Consider the following 17,584-nt stretch of genomic DNA (forward strand, 5'->3'; position numbering starts at 1 on the left):
GCCCTGCCCTCGTGCCACTTCTGCGCCTCCCATCGCCGTACCGGCGCACGGGAGGATGGCTGATACCGGATTGGCAAAATTGTGTCAGTGCGGTGTCCGGCCCCTCCCTGCGCCCCACCATCCACCGCTTACACCGATCTTTGTCGGAATCGACATAAACGATGGGCGGACTGGCGAGCTTTGTATCCGCTATCTACTTTTTCTGACAGATATTTCCTACAGATATCGCATTGATGTATTAAAGGGACCGTCAAGTGCACGGATTAGCACACGCGTTCTGGATGCCACCACGGCATCCGATTTACCCGGATTCGGGCCGAGGTTGATTCCCGGCTGATTCCGCCTTGCTCTTTGCGCCTGCCTGCGCGGGCACGACCTTGGTGAAAATATGGACATGAAAACCAAGCTGGGTGCCCTCGTGCCGCCCGTTTTCAAACCGCAACGCCGCGCCATGGCGTTGGAACCGCGCATTCTCTTCGACGGCGCCGCCGCCGCTGCGACGGTCGACCAGCAGCAGGACAGCGGCGACAACGCCGACGCAGCCCAGTCCCACGCCACCCCGAACGATGCCCACAGCGAGCCGGGCCAGCAGCAATCGGCAACGCGCCACCTGCTGGTACTGGACAGCCGCATCGAGGACCGCGAGAAGCTGGTGGGCCAGTTGCCCTCCAACGTCGAGGCGCTGGTAGTGGACAGCAGCCAGGACGGTCTGGCCGCGATTTCCGCCGCGCTGGCCCAGCTTGGCCAGGTGGACTCCATCCAGATCCTGTCCCACGGTGCCTCCGGCGAATTCACCCTCGGCAGCACCACCCTGACTGCCGACAACATCAGTCAGTTCGCCCAGCCCCTCAGCGAATGGAGCAAGTCCCTCAGCGAAGGTGCCGACATCCAGCTCTACGGCTGCAAGGTGGGCGAAGGCAGCGCCGGACGCACCCTGGTCAACGAACTGGCGCGTTGGACCGGCGCGGATGTGGCCGCCTCCAGCGACGACACCGGCAGTGCCCGCGTGGGCGGCGACTGGGACCTGGAAGTCACCAGCGGCGATATCGACAAGCCCATCGCCCTTGCCGCCACCGCCACGGCGGCCTATGACCGCCTGTTGGCCGCTGGCCCGACCACCACCCTGACTGGCGGCGCCGACGTGCTGCTGGGCGATACCTTCAACTTCAACGTCACCTTTACCAACATCACCACCGACACGGGTTACGCCCCCTTCCTCGACCTGTTCTTCCCGGCCACCGGCAAGGATGGCGCGGGCGCCGAGATCGATGACGGCATCACCTTCGTCTCCGCCACTTACCTGGGCCAGACGCTGACCACCCATGTCCTGACCTTCGATGCCAATGGCCAGGCCAGCCACCCGCTGGCGGTGGGTACGAACGGCCAGCCGCTGGTGATCAACGCGGCCGATTTCGGCATGCGCGCCGGCGACCAGATGGTGGTGGTGGAACTGCCATTCGCCAGTGTCAGCCAGGGGCAACCACCTATCACGGTGCAGGTGACGGCTTCGCTGAGCGACCTGGCCGACACTGATTTTTCCTTCTCGGGGGCGACGCCTGACCTGACCATTCGCGCGCGCAGCGGCTTCCAGTACGGCAACGATTCGCTGAACAACCCGGCGACCGACCCCAGCATCCTGGAGCCATCTGCCAACGCCGACAGCTACGTGGTGCACCCCACGGTGATCACCTTCGACCAGATCATCACGACGCCCGAAGGGGAAACCGCGACCGGGCCGAACTTCGGCCGCGAGCTGGACGTGATCATCACCCCGGCCGACTCGCAGACCCTGAGCGATGTGGTGCTCATCCAGCCGGTTCCGGGCAACGTCATCGTCACTGCCATCAGCCCCGGCGGTGGCGGAACCATTGCCTCGATCACCCTGTTCAATGGCAGCGCCGTCACCAACCCGACGCTGATCCAGGCGATCCTCGCGCAGAACAATGACGGCGACCTCAGCAACGACCTGTACATCCGTGAGTTCACCGTCCGCTACCCGACGCTGACCACAGCCACCACCACCAGCGTGCAGTTCTTCGTTCCGGATGACGATGCCACGGGTGCGCCGATCCTCAACCCGGCCACCGGGGACGATGTCACCATCACCTTCGACGCACCGACGGCGGCAGGCAACTGGCAACCCCTTGACCCGCGCGACGCCACCAATGGCCTGATCCGCTTCGATGGCCAGGGCGACGATGTCAGCTTCGTCGCCAAGTCGATCACGCTGCAGAAGCAAGTCAGCGTGCGCACCGATGTCGGCGCTACCGGCCTGAGCCCGGGCGATACGCTCGACTACCACCTGAATATCGCACTGTCCGACTACTTCGCCTTCGGCAAGACCTTCCTCGGCCAGGGCAGCTTCCTGGTTTCCGACCAATTGGGTGACGGGCAGAGCCTGGTAGCCGGCACTGCCACGCTGACACTCAGCCAGAATGGCGCCACCCAGACCATCGCGCTGGTCACCAGCAGCGTGGTCAACGCTGATGGCACGACATCCATGGTGTTCGACATCGCCCAGTCGCTGGCCAACGCATTCGGTGTCCGCAATTGGCTCAATGGCGACCTGGCGTTCGATGATCTGCTGCAAGGCGCCACCCTCGCCGTGATCGCCTACCAGGCGCGTGTCGGGCAAAGCTATACGCCGCCGGCAGGCGCTCCCCACAGCGAGATCAACGAAGGCGACTCCATCGGCAACAGTGCGACGGTCACCGCGACCGTGCTGCTGGACGTGAACAACCTGAGCGGTTTCGACGAGAGCGACGGTTCCAGCACCACCAGCACCATTCCTACCAGCCAGGTGCAGATCGACCTCGCGGGTCTCAACGGCGGTGGCGCGCCGGCGCCGGGCACCGAGCTGCGCCCGGGCGACGTTGTCACCTTCCGCATCAGCTACGACCTGATTACCGGGGACTACGAGAACTTCACGCTCACCGCCTACCTGCCGCTGCCCCTGTTTGACCTGACGGGCCTCGATCCGAACGCCATCTGGCGCCTGGCCACAGGCAACACCAACCCCAACAGCCCCACTTCGGTCACCCTTGGCCCCGGCAACTCGCTGGTATTCACCTTCGCCGACTACGTCAATACCGGCGTCAACGGCAGCCGCATCGCCATCGATTTCACCCTGACCGTCAGCGACCAGCCCTTCGCCGACCAGCGCGCCTTCAACGTGCTGGGCGAATCGAACCAGACCCGAACCCTGGACAAGAGCGTCCTGGTCACCACCGATGACGTCACCCTGATCGCTTCGGTCGCCGAGCCGGTGCTGACCATTGGCCACGGCGTGGTATCCACCAGCCATGGCACGGTCACTGGCACCACCGGCACCTGGAACGCGCCGGGTACCACGGGTGTACCGTTCAGCGGCAGCATCACCGATATCCTGGCGGTCAATGGCAACGTCACCGGGATCGATGCCAGCGACCGCCTGCGCCTGGCCACCGCCATCGAGAACAACGGCGGCGGCACCGCCTACGACGTCAGCACCCGCATCACCCTGCCGCCAGGGCTGTCCTTCGTTGGCGGCAACCTGTCCGCCGCCAACCTGCTGATCTATCGCGGCGATGGCACCCGGCTGGTCGCTGGCACCCACTTCACCGTGAACAACGCCACCAACACCATCACCTTCATCGATTCACCCGGCGCCGGCGCCCTGCTGGCCGGCCGCCCCGGGACCGCTGCGGATAACAGCGGCGCCAACGTCGTGGTCATTACCTATGACGTGCAGGTGGCGGCGGCCATCGGGGCCAGCGCCACGCGGCAAAGCACGGCCGAGCTGACCCACTACGCCAGCGCCGAAGGCGGACAGAACTTCGTGCCGGTGCCGCTTTCGGATATCGCCAGCCAGCAGGTCAGCGCGCCGGATATCCGCAAGAGCTTCGCCGGCGGCAGCCTGGACAATGGCGACTCCAGCGCCCCCCACACCACCGGCGCGAACCTGGTGGTCGGCGAGAGCATGCTCTACGACATCATCGTCACCCTGCCCGAAGGCACCACGCAGAACCTGCGCATCGACGACCTGATTCCTCCTGGCCTGCGACTGGACACCAGCTTCAACGGCAACCAGGGCTATCAGTTGATCACCACCGCTGGCGGTGCGCTGACGGCGAACTTCGCCGGTGCCGTCAACATCGCCAGCATGACCGCACCCAGCGGCACCCTGGGCGCCGATGGCGTCGATTCACGTTTCACCTTTACCGTCGCCAGCGCCACTGGCGACAACAACACCGGCAACAACAGCTTCGTGATTCGTGTGCGCCTGGTAGCCAGCAACGTGATTGGCAACCAGGCCGGTGGCGTACGCCAGAACGACGCCCGGTTGAGCTACAGCGACCCCGATGGCAACACCCCGAACGGCAGCGCGCCGCTGAATCGCGATGTCAACCTGACCGGCACCAAGCCCGCGATCACCATTCAGGAACCGACCCTGCAGCTCAGCCAGCAATTGATCACCAACCCGGGCCTGGGCTTCGATGAAGGCGACCCGGTCGACTTCAGCATCACCATCGCCAATGGCAACAGTGGAAACGACTTCGACGCCTTCGACATCGCCTTCTCCAGCCAACTGCCCACCGAACTGGATCAACTGACCCTGGTCAGCGTGACCTACACCGTGGGCGGCGTCAGCACCGATATCAGCGCCAGTTTCACCCTGGACCCGACGGGCCGCACACTGGTGAACACCGGCAATGTCGATATCGCCAAAGGGGGCACCATCTCCATCCGCATCAGTGGCGTGGTGAACGCCACCGGCGCCTCGGTGGCCCGCTTCGACAACCTCGCCGATGTGCGCTGGACCAGCCTCAACGGCAACAACACCAACGGCGCCGCCAATCCGGTCGGCGAGCGCACCGGCCAGGACGGCCTGATCAACACCGGCGTGCTCAACGACTACCAGCGCGACAGCATCCTGATTTTCCCCATTGCCCAGGGCATACGCCTGTCCCGCGTGGGGGGGCTGAACGATACGGCCGCCCCCAACCCCACCAATGCGCCGATCGAGGTGGTGGCCGTTGGCGAGATCATCCGTTACCGCACCGCCGTCCTGATTCCCGAGGGCATCAACCCCAACTACCAGTTGGTTGTGACCCTGGACGACGGGCTGACGGTGGATGACCTCAGCACCATGCGTATTGGTTTCGTTTCCGATGGCGGGCTGGTCACCAGCCTCGGCGACCTGATCACCAGCGGCACCCTGCAGATCATCGGCAACGAAGACAGCCCGCAAGCCCAGCTCATCACCCCGGACCTATCCGGACCGGCCCTAACCGGGGTGCTGAACCCCATCTACGTCACGCTCAGCACCGACGGCAATGGCAACCAGGTGGTGACCCTCAACCTGGGCAACATCACCAACGAGGGATTCGCCGGGGGCAACGATGGTAACGATGACGACCTGGAAGGGATTGTCTTCGAGTTCAATGCCCGCGTGGACAACAGCCTGGGCAACCAGTCCGCCGTCCAGCTCGGCGTCACGGTGCATGATCGCGTCAACGGCATCATCCGTACCACCAGCGATACCCTGTTCGAGCGCATCGTCGAACCCGGCTTCGCCAACCTGGACAAGACCGTCACCGATTTCAACGCGAACCCGGGTGGCAGCCTGGGCACTGCCACCGTCACCGTCGACTTCACCGCCAACGGCGGCCTGCCGGCTTACGATGTCCGCCTGACCGACGGCTTCCCCACCGGCAGCAACTACGCCCTGCTCAGCCTCACCATTGGCGGCACCACCTATGCCCCGGGCAACCTGCCGGCGGGCGTCAGCTTCAGCACCACGGGCGGACTGACCGTCGACATTGCCCGGATCGACCCCGGCACCCAGGTCAGCGTGGTCTACAGCGTCCAGGTGCCCAACAATGCAAGCATCGCCAGTACCGACGCCAACCTGACCTGGAGCAGCCTGCCGGAAACCTTCTCCAGCTGGGGTGGCACTCCGGTCGGCGCCGATGGCACCGCTACCGGTGAGCGCAACGGCTCCAACGGCCCCGGTCCGGATGGCACGACCCTGAACAATTACGTGCTTCGGGAAGGTGCCGGCCTGGGGATCATCAGCGGCACACTCTGGAACGATACCGGCACGGCCGCCACGGCACCCAACGACGCCACCCCGGACGCCGACCCGGTCCCCGGCACGCCGGCCTATGAGCTGGCGATCGCCAACCAGACCATCAACCTGATCTGGGCCGGCAACGATGGCGTGCTCAGCAATGGCGACGACAAGACCTTCACCACCACCACCAACGCCAACGGCCGCTTCAGCTTTGGCGTATTGCCGTCCGGCCTGTATCGCATCGACGCGCCGACCACGGTGAACAGCATTGCCCAGTTCGGCGAACTGCGTATTCGCATCGACACCGATGGCGGCACCCTCGGCCAGGTCCGGGTAACCCTCGGCGAGGGCGCCACGCAGCAAGCCAACTCCGGTTACGTCGAACTCAACGATGCGCCGGTCAACAGCCTGCCCGGCTTCCAGCAAGGCCAGGAAGACACACCGCTGGCCATCGGCGGCATCCGCGTCAGCGACATCGATGCCGAGCGCGACCCCAACGTCAATGGCCGCGCCATCCAGGTCACCCTCAGTGTCGTGCGCGGAACCCTGTCCCTCGCCGGCCCGACCACCGGTGTCACAGTCACTGGCGCAGGCACCCTGAATATGGTGCTGGTGGGGCGGATCGCCGATATCAACTCGGCCCTGGCGGGCCTGCGCTACCAGGGCAACCTCAATTTCAACGGCAACGATTTCCTCACCGTCCTCACCAACGACCTGGGCAACTACGGCGACTTCAACGGCAACGGCATCCCCGGCGAAGCGGCAGACGCCCGCACCGACCGCGACTTCCTGGTGATCAACCTCGCCCCGGTCAACGACCCGCCCACCGCAGTGGATGACAACGACACCGCCGTGGAAGCCGGTGGCACCGACAACCGGCTGCCGGGCATCGATCCGCGGGGCAACCTGCTGGACAACGACACCGACGTCGACATCGGCACCAACGGCGACCAGCTCATTGTGATCTCGGTCACCTCGCCCCTTGGCGTGGTCGTAGCGGTGCCCCCGCTCGGTTCGGTGGAGGTGATCGGCCGCTTCGGCACACTGGTGATCCAGGCCAACGGCGCTTACCAGTACATCGTCGATAACGACAATCCCGAGGTGCAGGCACTGCGCCTGGCCGGCCAGCAGTTGACCGAGGACTTCACCTACAGGATCGCGGACATCGGTATCGGCGGCCCTCCCCTGCAATCCTCGGCGACCTTCTCGGTGGTCATCCAGGGCGCCAACGACACGCCGCAAGGCGTCAACGACCAGGGCACCGCCATCGAGCAAGGCGGCGTCAACAACACCGACGTCGGCAACCCCAACGACAGCCCGCCTCCGGGCTTCCCGGTGCCCGGCGCCGACGCCGTGGGCAACGTGCTGGACAACGATATCGACGTTGACGGCGGCGAGAATCCGGCGGACCCGATCGACTATGGCGAGACCAAGACAGTCACCGGTGTGCGACCGCTGCGGGAGATCGTGCCCGGCCTGCTGACCATCGTTCCCGGAGGTGGCAGCGTGAGCATCAATGGCACCTACGGCACCCTGACCATCGCCTCCGATGGCAGCTACAGCTATGTCATCAATGAGAACGCCACGGCCGTGCAGCGCCTCGGCCCCAATGACTCACTGACTGACTTCTTCAGCTACCAGGTCACCGATGCGCTCGGGCTGAGCGACCTGGCCGAACTGCGCATCACCGTGCGCGGCAACTACGACAACCCGGTGGCCAGCGATGACCGGGCCGCCGCCCAGGCAGGCTCCGGTCCCACTGCCGTCGGCGAGAGCAACCCCAGCGGCAACGTCATTCGCTTCCCCAGCCGTCCCGGCACGGTCACCCAGCCCGGCGGCAATGGCGTGGATAACGATGTCGACGCCGCCGATAGGCCCAACACCCTGCTCAATGTCAACGGTGTGCGCGTCGGCCTGGAAACCGCCGGCGGCGCGCTGATCGGCGTGGCTGCCGGCTCCACCAGCACCGCCAACGCCACCCTGCTGGCGGGGAACTTCGGCGTGCTGCGCATCGGCGCTGACGGTTCCTTCACCTATGACGTGGACAGCAGCAACCCCACGGTGCAGGCCCTGCTGGCCGGCCAGACCCTGACCGAGACCTTTACCTACCAGATCGTCGACACCAACGGCCTGACCGACCAGGCGCAACTGGTGATCACCGTCCGCGGGGTCAATGACCCGCCCATTGCCCAGGATCACTTCAACCTGGCCGTCGAACGTGGCGGCGTAGCCAACGGCCAGGCGGGCATCGACCCCACGGGCGATGCCCTGCTGTTCGATATCGACCCGGACGGCGACCCGCTGACCGTCATTTCCGTGAGCAATGACGAACTAGGGACCAACGGTGTCATCGGCCAGGCCTTCGCCGGCCAGTACGGCACCCTGACGCTGAATGCCGACGGCACCTACAGCTACGTGCTGGACAACAGCAACCCCGAAGTGGAGGCCCTGCGCCAGCTTTCGGATTTCCTCATCGAACGCTTCACCTACGCCATATCCGACGGCCTGGAAGCCCCGCAGTCGGCGCAGTTGGTGATCCTCATCCTCGGTCGCAACGACAACCCGGTGGCCGCCAATGACGGTGCCACCGCCGTGGAAGCCGGTGGGCTGAACAATGGCAGCGCCGGCGTGGACCCGAGGGGCAATGTGCTCGACAACGACACGGACGTGGATGGCGGCGCCGGCGACCCGATCGACTACGGCGAAACCCAGGCTGTGGCCGCCGTGCGTACCGGCGCAGTCGAAGGCGCCGGCACGGCGGGCACCCTTGGCACCGAACTGCGCGGTTTGTATGGCTGGCTGACGCTCAACGCCGACGGCAGCTACAGCTACCGGCTGGATAACAGCCTGGCGGCCGTCCAGGCACTGCGTGCGGGCAACACCCTCACCGACAGCTTCAACTACAGCCTCATCGATACCGCTGGCGCCACCGACATTGCGGTGCTGAACATCACCATCCAGGGCGCCAACGACACGCCGGTGGCCACTGACGACAACGACATTGCCACCGAAGCCGGTGGCTTGCTCAACACCACCTCGGGTATCGACCCCAGCGGCAATGTTCTGGACAACGATTTTGATGTCGATCAGTTCGGCGAATCACTCAGCGTGGTCGGCGTACGCCAGGGTGCCAGTGTCGGCACCATCGGCACGGCATTCGTCGGAACCTATGGCACCCTGACGCTGAACGCCGATGGCAGCTACACCTACATCCTCGACAACGACGACCCGGAGGTGGAGGCCCTGCGTACGGCCGGCGATACCCTGAACGAGTCCTTCACCTACACCATCCGCGACCTGGCGGGCGCCACCAGCACCGCGACGCTGACCATCACCATCCAGGGCCGCAACGACACCCCGCTGGCCAACCGCGTCAACATCGTCGCGGTCGAGGCTGGCGGCACCAACAACGGTACCGCCGGTATCAACCCCACTGCCAACGTGCTGGACAACGACCGCGACGTAGACGCCGGCGACACCAAGACCGTCGTCGGCATCCGCCTTGGCGACGAACTGTCAGGCGCCGGGTTCGAACTGGTCAACGGCAGCCGCAGCATTGCCGGCCTCTACGGCACACTGACTATTTTCGCCAACGGCCAGACCCTCTACGTGGTGAACAACGACCTCGCTGCGGTCCAGGCACTGAAGCCCGGAGAGACGCTGCGTGAGCTCTTCTCCTACCGCATGCGCGACACCGCCAGCGACTTGAGCATCGCCCGGATCAACGTAACCATCGAGGGCGCCTGGGACGCCCCCGTCGCCCGGGACAACGTCAATATCGCAGTCGCCGACAATGGCGACGGCCTGGTGCTCAACCCCAGCGGCAATGTGCTGCCCAACGACAGCGACATCGATCAGGGCGACCAGATCAGCGTCACCGGCATCCGCACCGGCGCGGAGAACGGCAGCGGCGTCGCCGGGTCGGTCGGCAGCGTACTGCTGGGCCAGTACGGCACCCTGGTGATCAATGCCGATGGCAGCTACACCTATACAGTCGATTCCAGCAACCCGGACGTACTGGCCCTGGACCTGCTCGGCACCCTGGTGGACCGGTTTACCTACGAGATCACTGACCTTGGCGGGCTGACCGACCTGGCACAGCTGTCGATCGTAGTGATCGGTCGCAACGATGTGCCCGACGGTTTCGATGACGAAGCCTCGGCCATCGAAGCCGGTGGCCTGAACAACGACGATCCCGGCCTGAACCCCAGCGGCAATGTGCTGAACAACGACACGGACCTCGAAGGCGGTCCGCTGTCGGTGTCGGCCATCCGCACCGGCAGCGAAACCGGCAGCGGCACCAGCGGAACTGTCGGCACGGTCCTGCGTGGCCTCTACGGCGACCTGACGATGAACGCCGACGGCAGCTGGACCTACGTGGTCGACAACAGCCTGCCGGAAGTCCAGTCCCTGCGCATCAGCGGCCAGACGCTGGTGGACACCTTCACCTACACCCTGGTCGACCCACACCTGGCGGATGACACCGCCGAACTGCGCATCACCATCGACGGCCGCAACGACACCCCCATCGCGCAGGACGATGACAGCATCGCCATCGAGGCCGGCGGCGTGAACAACGCCACCCCCGGCCAGCCCGCCACCGGCAATGTGCTGGGCAACGACATCGACGTGGATGCGGTGAGCAATGGGGAGTCCCGGCAGGTGCTGGACGTGCGCAATGGCAGCGGCCAGTCCGCCAGCGTCGGCCAGGCCTTGCAGGGCCTCTACGGCACCCTGACGCTCAACGCCGACGGCAGCTACGTCTATGTGCTGGACGACGCGAATCCCGCGGTGCAGGCCTTGCGCACCGCCGGCGAAACCCTGCGGGAAGTCTTCACCTACCGCATGCGGGACACTGCCGGGGCCGAGTCGGAGGCGCGCCTGAACATCCTGGTCCAGGGTGCCAACGACAACCCGGTCGCCCAGGACAACGGCAATCTGGCCAGCGACCAGACCCCGGCGCCCCAGGCCACCGGCAACGTACTGCCGAACGACTCGGACATCGATGGCGGCGACCGCCTGCAGGTGGTCGGCATTCGCAGCGGTGCGGAGAACGGCAGCGGCACGACCGGCCTCGTCGGCCAGCCCATCGCCGGCCGCTACGGCACCCTGGTGATCAACGCCGATGGCAGCTACACCTACAGCATCGACCTGACCAATCCCGAAGTGCTGCGGGCCGCCGGCCTTGGTCGTGTCCTGCAGGACGTCTTCACCTACACGGTGGGCGACCTGGCTGGCGCGGTGGATCTGGCCCAGCTGGTGATCGACCTGGACATCGCAGCCCCCTTCATCCCCGCCCCCGACAGCGACCCCATCGGTCCACACGAGGACCGTGGCGATCTCGATCCGTTCCGGCGCCTGCCACTGCCCGGCGTGGACCCGGTGGTCTTCGTCGGCCCGGTGGTGGAACGCAATGATCGCCAGCTGATGTTGTCCGGCTGGGATGCCGACGGCAGCGATCTGCGCCTGGGACTGGAGCCGGAAATCGAGAGTGAGACCCTGAACGCGCACTTCGGCCAGATCAAGGGCCAATTCGTCTCCCGGGCGGTACGTGATAGTAGCGCTGGCAGCGACCTGGACCTGGCCTGGATTCTCGGCCGCCATGGCCGCATCAGTCTGAGCGCCGATGGTCTTCTGCCCGACCCCTCGGTGTTCGCCACCAGCCCCGACAACCTGACCCAGGGCGACGCCCAGCTTCCGCCACCCTCCGATACCCGCACAGCCCCGGGCTTCCGCGCCCAGCTGCGCGAGGCCGCAGAGCGCTTGCGCGCCCTCGGCAACGGTACGACCGAATAAGCAAGGACCAAGGACAGACCATGCCAAGACACCCCCTGAAACTTCTGAGCGCCGCCATCGCCTCCGTCCTCCTGCTCAGCGCCTGTTCGGCGATGCAGACCCAGGAGTTCACGGAAGAAGAAAACCGCCAGCGTATCGTCCGCGACCAGGCGCAGATGTACGCCGACCAGGAGCCGGTGACCGCCCCCATCACCTTCTACGAGGCCGCCGCCCGAGCCCTGAAGTACAACCTGGACTACCGCCTGAAGTTGATGGAGAACGCCCTGGCCTCCGACCTGCGCGACGTCTCCAGCCACGAGATGCTGCCGCGCCTGGTGGCCTCCGCCGGCTACGCCGGGCGCAACAACGACTCCGGCGGCACCTCCATCGGTATCCAGGATCGTGAGGAAAGCTTGCGGGCATCCACGTCCGAGGAACGCTACCGCGAGCTCTATGGCCTGGGGCTCTCCTGGAGCCTGCTGGACTTCGGCGTCGCCTACTACCGGACCCAGCAGAAGAGCGACCAGATCCACATGGCCGAGGAGCGCCGCCGCAAGGTGGCGCAGAACGTCTTGCAGGACGTGCGCAACGCTTACTGGCGCGCAGTCGGCGCCCAGCGCCTGATGCCCCAGGTCGACCGCCTGCTGGTACGCACCCACCAGGCGCTGCTTTCTGCCCGTGAGGCCGAGAGCAAGGGCTTGCTGCCGCGCCAGGAGGTGCTGGCTTACCAGCGCGCCCTGCTCGACTCCATCTACCTGCTCACCGTGCGCCGCCAGGACCTGGAGTTCGCCCAGGCCGAACTGTCGGCGCTGATGTCGCTGCCACCGGGCTCGAAGCTGATCCTCGCCGACCAGGCCGAACAGCCATTGCCGGAACTGAACCAGGACATCAACCGGCTGGAACAGATCTCCCTGGAGAACCGCCCGGAAATCATGGAAGAGTGGTACCGGAAACGGGTCAACGAGAATGACCTGAAGATCGCCAAGGCGCAGCTCTGGCCCAACGTCAGCCTGGACTTCGGCTACAAGTACGACTCCAACAAGTACCTCTACAACAGCCACTGGACCGAGACCGGGCTGCAAGTGTCGCTGAACCTGCTGCGTCTGCTGCAACTCCCCTCGCTCAACCGCGCCACCGAGTCCCAGGAGAAGACCGACGACATGCGCCGGGTGGCGCTGTCGATGGCCATTCTCACTCAGGTCCGGGTGGGCACCCTGCGCTACCAATTGGCACGCCAGGAAGTGGAGTTCGCCGACCAGAGCCTGCGTGTGGACCAGAGTCTGCTGGACTACGCCCAGGCGGCGCGCACGACCTCCTACGGCTCGGAGTTGGAGCTGATCCGCGCCGAAGGCCGCTACCTGCTTTCGCGCTACCAGCGCGAGGCCGCCTACTCTGACGCCCAGGCGGCCTGGGGCCGGCTATACAACTCCGTTGGCCTGGACATCCTCCCCGAGCAGATCGAAAAGCACGACATCCAGACCCTGTCCCGTGAAATCCAGCGCACGATGGGCGATCAGGAACGCACCAACCTCCTCGTCGGCAAACAAGGAACACCGAATGTCGTACAACGCTGAGCGCAGTTTGCTCGCCCTGTTGCTGTCCCTCGTACTCACCCCTGCCCTTGCTGAAGACGCCGCGCCGGCTCGTCCCCTGGAGGACCCTGGCGCGATTCGCGTGCTGCTCGCCGCCGACCTGGAAACCACCCTTTCCAGCCAGATGAACGGCACCCTTGGCGAGCTCAAGGCGTCCCTCGGCCAGCAAGTGGCGAAGAACGCCCTGCTGGCCCAGCTCAACTGCGAGGAAGCCCAGGCCCGCGCCAAGGTGGCTGTCGCCGAGCTGACCATGGCCCGGCAGAACCTCGACGCCAAGCGCAACCTGCGCAAGCTGGACGCGGTTGGCGACCTGGAAGTGGCCATGGCCAACACCGAGGTGCAGAAGGCCGAAGGCGCCCGCTCCCTGGCCCAGGCCCAGAGCGGCTACTGCCAGGTGCAGGCACCCTTTTCCGGGCGGGTGGCCAAGGTCCATGTGAAGCCCTACCAGACGGTAGCCGCGGGAACACCGCTGTTCGACCTGGTCAGCGACGGCGCCCTCAAGGTGCGCCTCAACGTGCCCTCCAACCTGCTGCCGCAGCTCAAGCCCGGCCAGCCGCTGGAGGTCAACATCCTGGAAACCGGCAAGGCTTATGCCGCCCATATCAGCGCCATCAACTCCCGGGTCGATGCCGTGGCCCAGACCGTGGAACTGGAAGCGCGGCTAGACGCCGAGCACCCGGAACTGATCGCCGGCATGAGCGGCACCGCACGTTTCCCGCAAGCCCATGACTGATCGCCTGCCCCACCCGCAATTGCTGCTGGGGTTGGCCGCCCTGCGCGACCGTGCCCTGGCTGCCGACTCGCTCAACGCGCTGGCCTTCTCCATCGCCAATGATGCCTATGCCCTGCTGCACTACCACCAGGCCCTGGTGCTGGCCCAGCGCGGCGAAGACCTCGAACTGCTCTGTGTGTCGGGGCTGGCCAGGCCCAGCGAGGATTCGCCCTACCTGGTCTGGCTGCGCCGGGCCAGCCGTTGGCTCGCCAGCCAGTTGCCCGACGCCCAGCCACGCTGGCTAGGCCGCGACAGCCTTGCACCACCGGACGATATTGCCGAAGGCTGGGCGGAATGGTGGCCGAGCGGAATCTGGTGCATTCCCCTGCATGATCGCGATGGTCAGCGTCTTGGGCTGGTGCTGTTTCTGCTCGAAGCGCCACCAGCGGAAACCCTGGTGCCCTTGATGGACGGCGTCTGGCAGACCTGGGCCCACTGCTGGGCCTCCTTCGGCCGGCGACGTCGCCTGCTCGGCTGGCGGCCCAGCAAGCGCCAGGCATTAGTGGCGATGGCGGTGGCGGCGCTGCTGTTGCTGGTGCCGGTACGGCAGACCGCGCTGGCGCCGGCGGAAATCGTCTCGCGCCAGGCGCAGATCGTCAGTTCGCCCATCGACGGCGTGATCGAACGCATGCAGGTGCGGCCGAACCAGCCGGTGGAGGAAGGCACCCTGCTCTTCTCCCTCGACGAAACCACCTTGCGAAGCCGCGCCGAGGTACTCGGCAAGGAAGTCGCGGTGGCCGATGCCGAGCTGATGGCCGCGAGTCAGCGCGCCTTCGACAATCCGCAGAGCAAGAGCGAGCTGACCCTGCTCAATGGGCGCGCTCAGCAGCGACGCGCCGAGCTGGCAGCGGTACAGGCACAGCTGCAGCGCACCCGGGTGCGTGCGCCACGCGCCGGCGTGGCGGTGTTCAGCGACCCCAATGACTGGCTGGGCAAACCGGTGGTGACCGGTGAGCGCATTCTCCAGGTGGCCGATCCGGCGCATCCGGCGATGCTGATCCAGTTGCCGGTGGCCGACGCCATCGCCCTGGAGCCCGGCGCCGAAGTCACGCTGTTCCTCACCGCCTACCCCCTCTCCCCGCTCAAGGGTCAGGTGCTGGAGACCAGCTACCAGGCCCGCGCCAATGAAGAAGGCGTAGTGGCCTACCGGCTGCTGGCCAGTGTCGAGGGCCAGCCTGAGCACGCCCGTTTGGGCCTGCACGGCACCGCCAAGCTCTACGGCGAGCGGGTGGTACTGGGTTACTACCTGCTGCGCCGGCCCTTTGCCGCACTGCGCGCCTGGAGCGGGCTGTGATGGCGAACGCGGCCGAGCTGCCGCTGCCACCGCTGCGCGAAGACCTGCGCCTGCTGGAAACCGCGCCGGGCATTGACGGCGAACCGGCCTGGGTGATCCAGGACACGGTGGTCAACCGCTTCTACCGAATCGGCTGGCTGGAGTTCGAATGCCTGCTGCGCTGGGAGCGCACGCCGGCGAGGATCTGCCGGGACATCGAGGCGCACACGCCGCTGCGTCCGGATGTGGAGCAGGTGCTGGAGTTCCGCCAGTTCCTCGAACAGCACCAGTTGCTGCGCCCGACGCCCGACGCCGCCGCACGCATGGCCCGGCGCAGCGAAGGCAATGCCTGGCTGGACTGGCGCTGGTGGCTGCACCACTACCTGTTCTTCCGCGTACCGCTGCTGCGCCCGCAGAACGCTCTGCAACGCCTGGCCAGACACCTGGACTGGCTCTTCCAGCCGCTGACCGGCACGCTGGTGGTGGTGCTCGGCGTGCTCGGCGTCTTGCTGGTGCTGCAGCAGTGGGACAGCTTCACCGCCGCGGTGGTGGAGTCCTTCTCCGCGTCCGGGCTGGTGAGCTTCGCCCTGGCGCTGATCCTGGCCAAGACGCTCCACGAGCTGGGTCACGCCCTGGTGGCAACGCGTCTGGGGCTGCGGGTGGGACACATGGGGATAGCCTTCGTGGTGCTCTGGCCGATGCTCTACACCGACACCGGCGAGAGCTGGAAACTGCGCAGCTCGAAGCAGCGCCTGGCGATCGCGTCCGCCGGCATCCTCACCGAGCTGGGCCTGGCGGGCCTGGCCACCCTGGGCTGGGCGCTGTCGGACCCGGGGGCGTTGCGCAATGCCCTGCTCTATCTGGCGACCACCAGTTGGGTACTGTCCCTGGCCCTGAACGCCAGCCCGTTCATGCGCTTCGATGGCTACTTCATCCTGTCGGACCTGCTGGACTTCCCGAACCTCCACGAACGTTCCTCGGCCCTGGCGCGGGTGACGCTGCGACGGGTTCTCCTGGGCCTGGACGAGGAATGGCCGGAAGCCTTCAGCCCCGGCAAGCGGCGTGCCCTCGTCGCCTTCGCCATGGTCACCTGGGTCTACCGCCTGGTGCTGTTCCTCGGCATCGCGGTGGCGGTCTACCTGCTCTTTTTCAAACTGCTCGGGATCGTGCTGTTCGTGGTGGAAATCTGCTGGTTCATCCTCATGCCGGTCTTTCGCGAACTGAAGCACTGGTGGGCCCATCGCGCGGGCATCCCTGCCAGCCGCCGACGCTTCTGGTGGGGGCTGCTGGCGGTGTTCCTGCTCCTGCTCGCGGTGCCCTGGCGCAGCCAGATCCACGCCGTTGGTGTGGCGCGTGCCGAACACCAGTTGCGCGTCTTCGCGCCCTACCCGGCTCGCCTGCAAACCATCCACCCGGCTGGCGACGTGCAGGCCGGTGCCACCCTGGTGACGCTCGACGAACCCAATATCGCCTCGCGGGTGTCCAGCAGCGAGGCCAGCGTGAAGAGCTACGAAGCGCGGCTTGGCGGCCTGATCGCCGACCCCAGCGGGGCCGACCAGGCCCTGGCCACACGCCAGCGCCTGAGTGTGCAGTTCGAGGAAGCCCGCGCCGCTCGTTCGGAAATCGCCCGGCTCCAGCTCCAGGCCCCCTTCGCCGGCCGCTGGCTGGACCTCGACCCCGACTGGCAGCCGGGGCAGTGGGTGCATAGCCGCGAAGCCATCGGCATGCTGGTGGACCCACGCAGCTGGCAGGTGGATGCCTACGTCGACCAGGACGACGTGCAACGGTTGATGCAGGGCGGTGCGGTACGCTTCTACCCCGAAGGCCGCGCGGAGCCGATCGCCGGCAAGGTGGTGGCCATCGGCAGCACCCGCGTCAGCCAGCTCGAACACCCCATGCTCGCCTCCCGCTTCGGCGGCCCGCTTACGGTAGCCAGCCAGGGCCAGGAATTGGTGCCGAACCCGCCGCTGTTCCACGTGCTGGTGCAACTGGCCGACGCCCCGCCGACCCTGCGCGAAACCCGTGGCCACCTGCAGATCGAAGGCGGCCGCCGCAGCCTGCTGGTCGAGGGGCTGACCCATGTGGCTGCAGTCGCCCTCAGGGAAAGTGGTTTTTGA

5 protein-coding genes are annotated in these 17,584 nt (G+C 66.2%); all 5 read left to right on the top strand.

Annotated features, from left to right (window positions below; all coding sequences use genetic code 11):
* Positions 1-388 precede the first annotated feature (388 nt).
* The 5 genes from G559_RS0108965 to G559_RS0108985 are packed head-to-tail and all read left to right on the top strand — an operon-like array spanning position 389 to position 17,584.
* Positions 389-11,851 carry a VCBS domain-containing protein gene (locus tag G559_RS0108965; protein WP_028627899.1) on the top strand — a complete coding sequence of 3,821 codons (11,463 nt, stop codon included), beginning with the start codon at positions 389-391 and terminating at the stop codon, positions 11,849-11,851.
* A 20-nt stretch (positions 11,852-11,871) separates the two neighbouring features.
* Positions 11,872-13,404 (top strand): TolC family protein, encoded by a 1,533-nt coding sequence (locus tag G559_RS0108970; protein ID WP_028627900.1) that lies wholly within the window; start codon positions 11,872-11,874, stop codon positions 13,402-13,404.
* The gene (locus G559_RS0108975) at positions 13,388-14,155 is read left to right on the top strand and encodes an efflux RND transporter periplasmic adaptor subunit (protein WP_028627901.1); all 768 of its coding nucleotides are present in this window, start codon (positions 13,388-13,390) and stop codon (positions 14,153-14,155) included. Before G559_RS0108970 ends, G559_RS0108975 begins: the two co-directional genes overlap by 17 nt.
* A complete protein-coding gene (locus G559_RS0108980; RefSeq protein ID WP_028627902.1) occupies positions 14,148-15,488 on the top strand; it encodes an efflux RND transporter periplasmic adaptor subunit in 1,341 nt (446 codons plus the stop codon). Before G559_RS0108975 ends, G559_RS0108980 begins: the two co-directional genes overlap by 8 nt.
* The gene (locus G559_RS0108985) at positions 15,488-17,584 is read left to right on the top strand and encodes an HlyD family efflux transporter periplasmic adaptor subunit (RefSeq protein WP_028627903.1); all 2,097 of its coding nucleotides are present in this window, start codon (positions 15,488-15,490) and stop codon (positions 17,582-17,584) included. The genes G559_RS0108980 and G559_RS0108985 overlap by 1 nt, the downstream gene beginning before the upstream one ends.

Source organism: Metapseudomonas resinovorans DSM 21078 (assembly GCF_000423545.1).
Lineage (GTDB): Bacteria > Pseudomonadota > Gammaproteobacteria > Pseudomonadales > Pseudomonadaceae > Metapseudomonas > Metapseudomonas resinovorans.

What these genes read in the sequence shown, in the direction of transcription:
- G559_RS0108975 (WP_028627901.1), top strand. Translation starts at nt 13,388, where the DNA reads ATGTCGTACAACGCTGAGCGCAGTTTGCTCGCCCTGTTGCTGTCCCTC.
- G559_RS0108970 (WP_028627900.1), top strand. Translation starts at nt 11,872, where the DNA reads ATGCCAAGACACCCCCTGAAACTTCTGAGCGCCGCCATCGCCTCCGTC.
- G559_RS0108980 (WP_028627902.1), top strand. Translation starts at nt 14,148, where the DNA reads ATGACTGATCGCCTGCCCCACCCGCAATTGCTGCTGGGGTTGGCCGCC.
- G559_RS0108985 (WP_028627903.1), top strand. Translation starts at nt 15,488, where the DNA reads ATGGCGAACGCGGCCGAGCTGCCGCTGCCACCGCTGCGCGAAGACCTG.
- G559_RS0108965 (WP_028627899.1), top strand. Translation starts at nt 389, where the DNA reads ATGGACATGAAAACCAAGCTGGGTGCCCTCGTGCCGCCCGTTTTCAAA.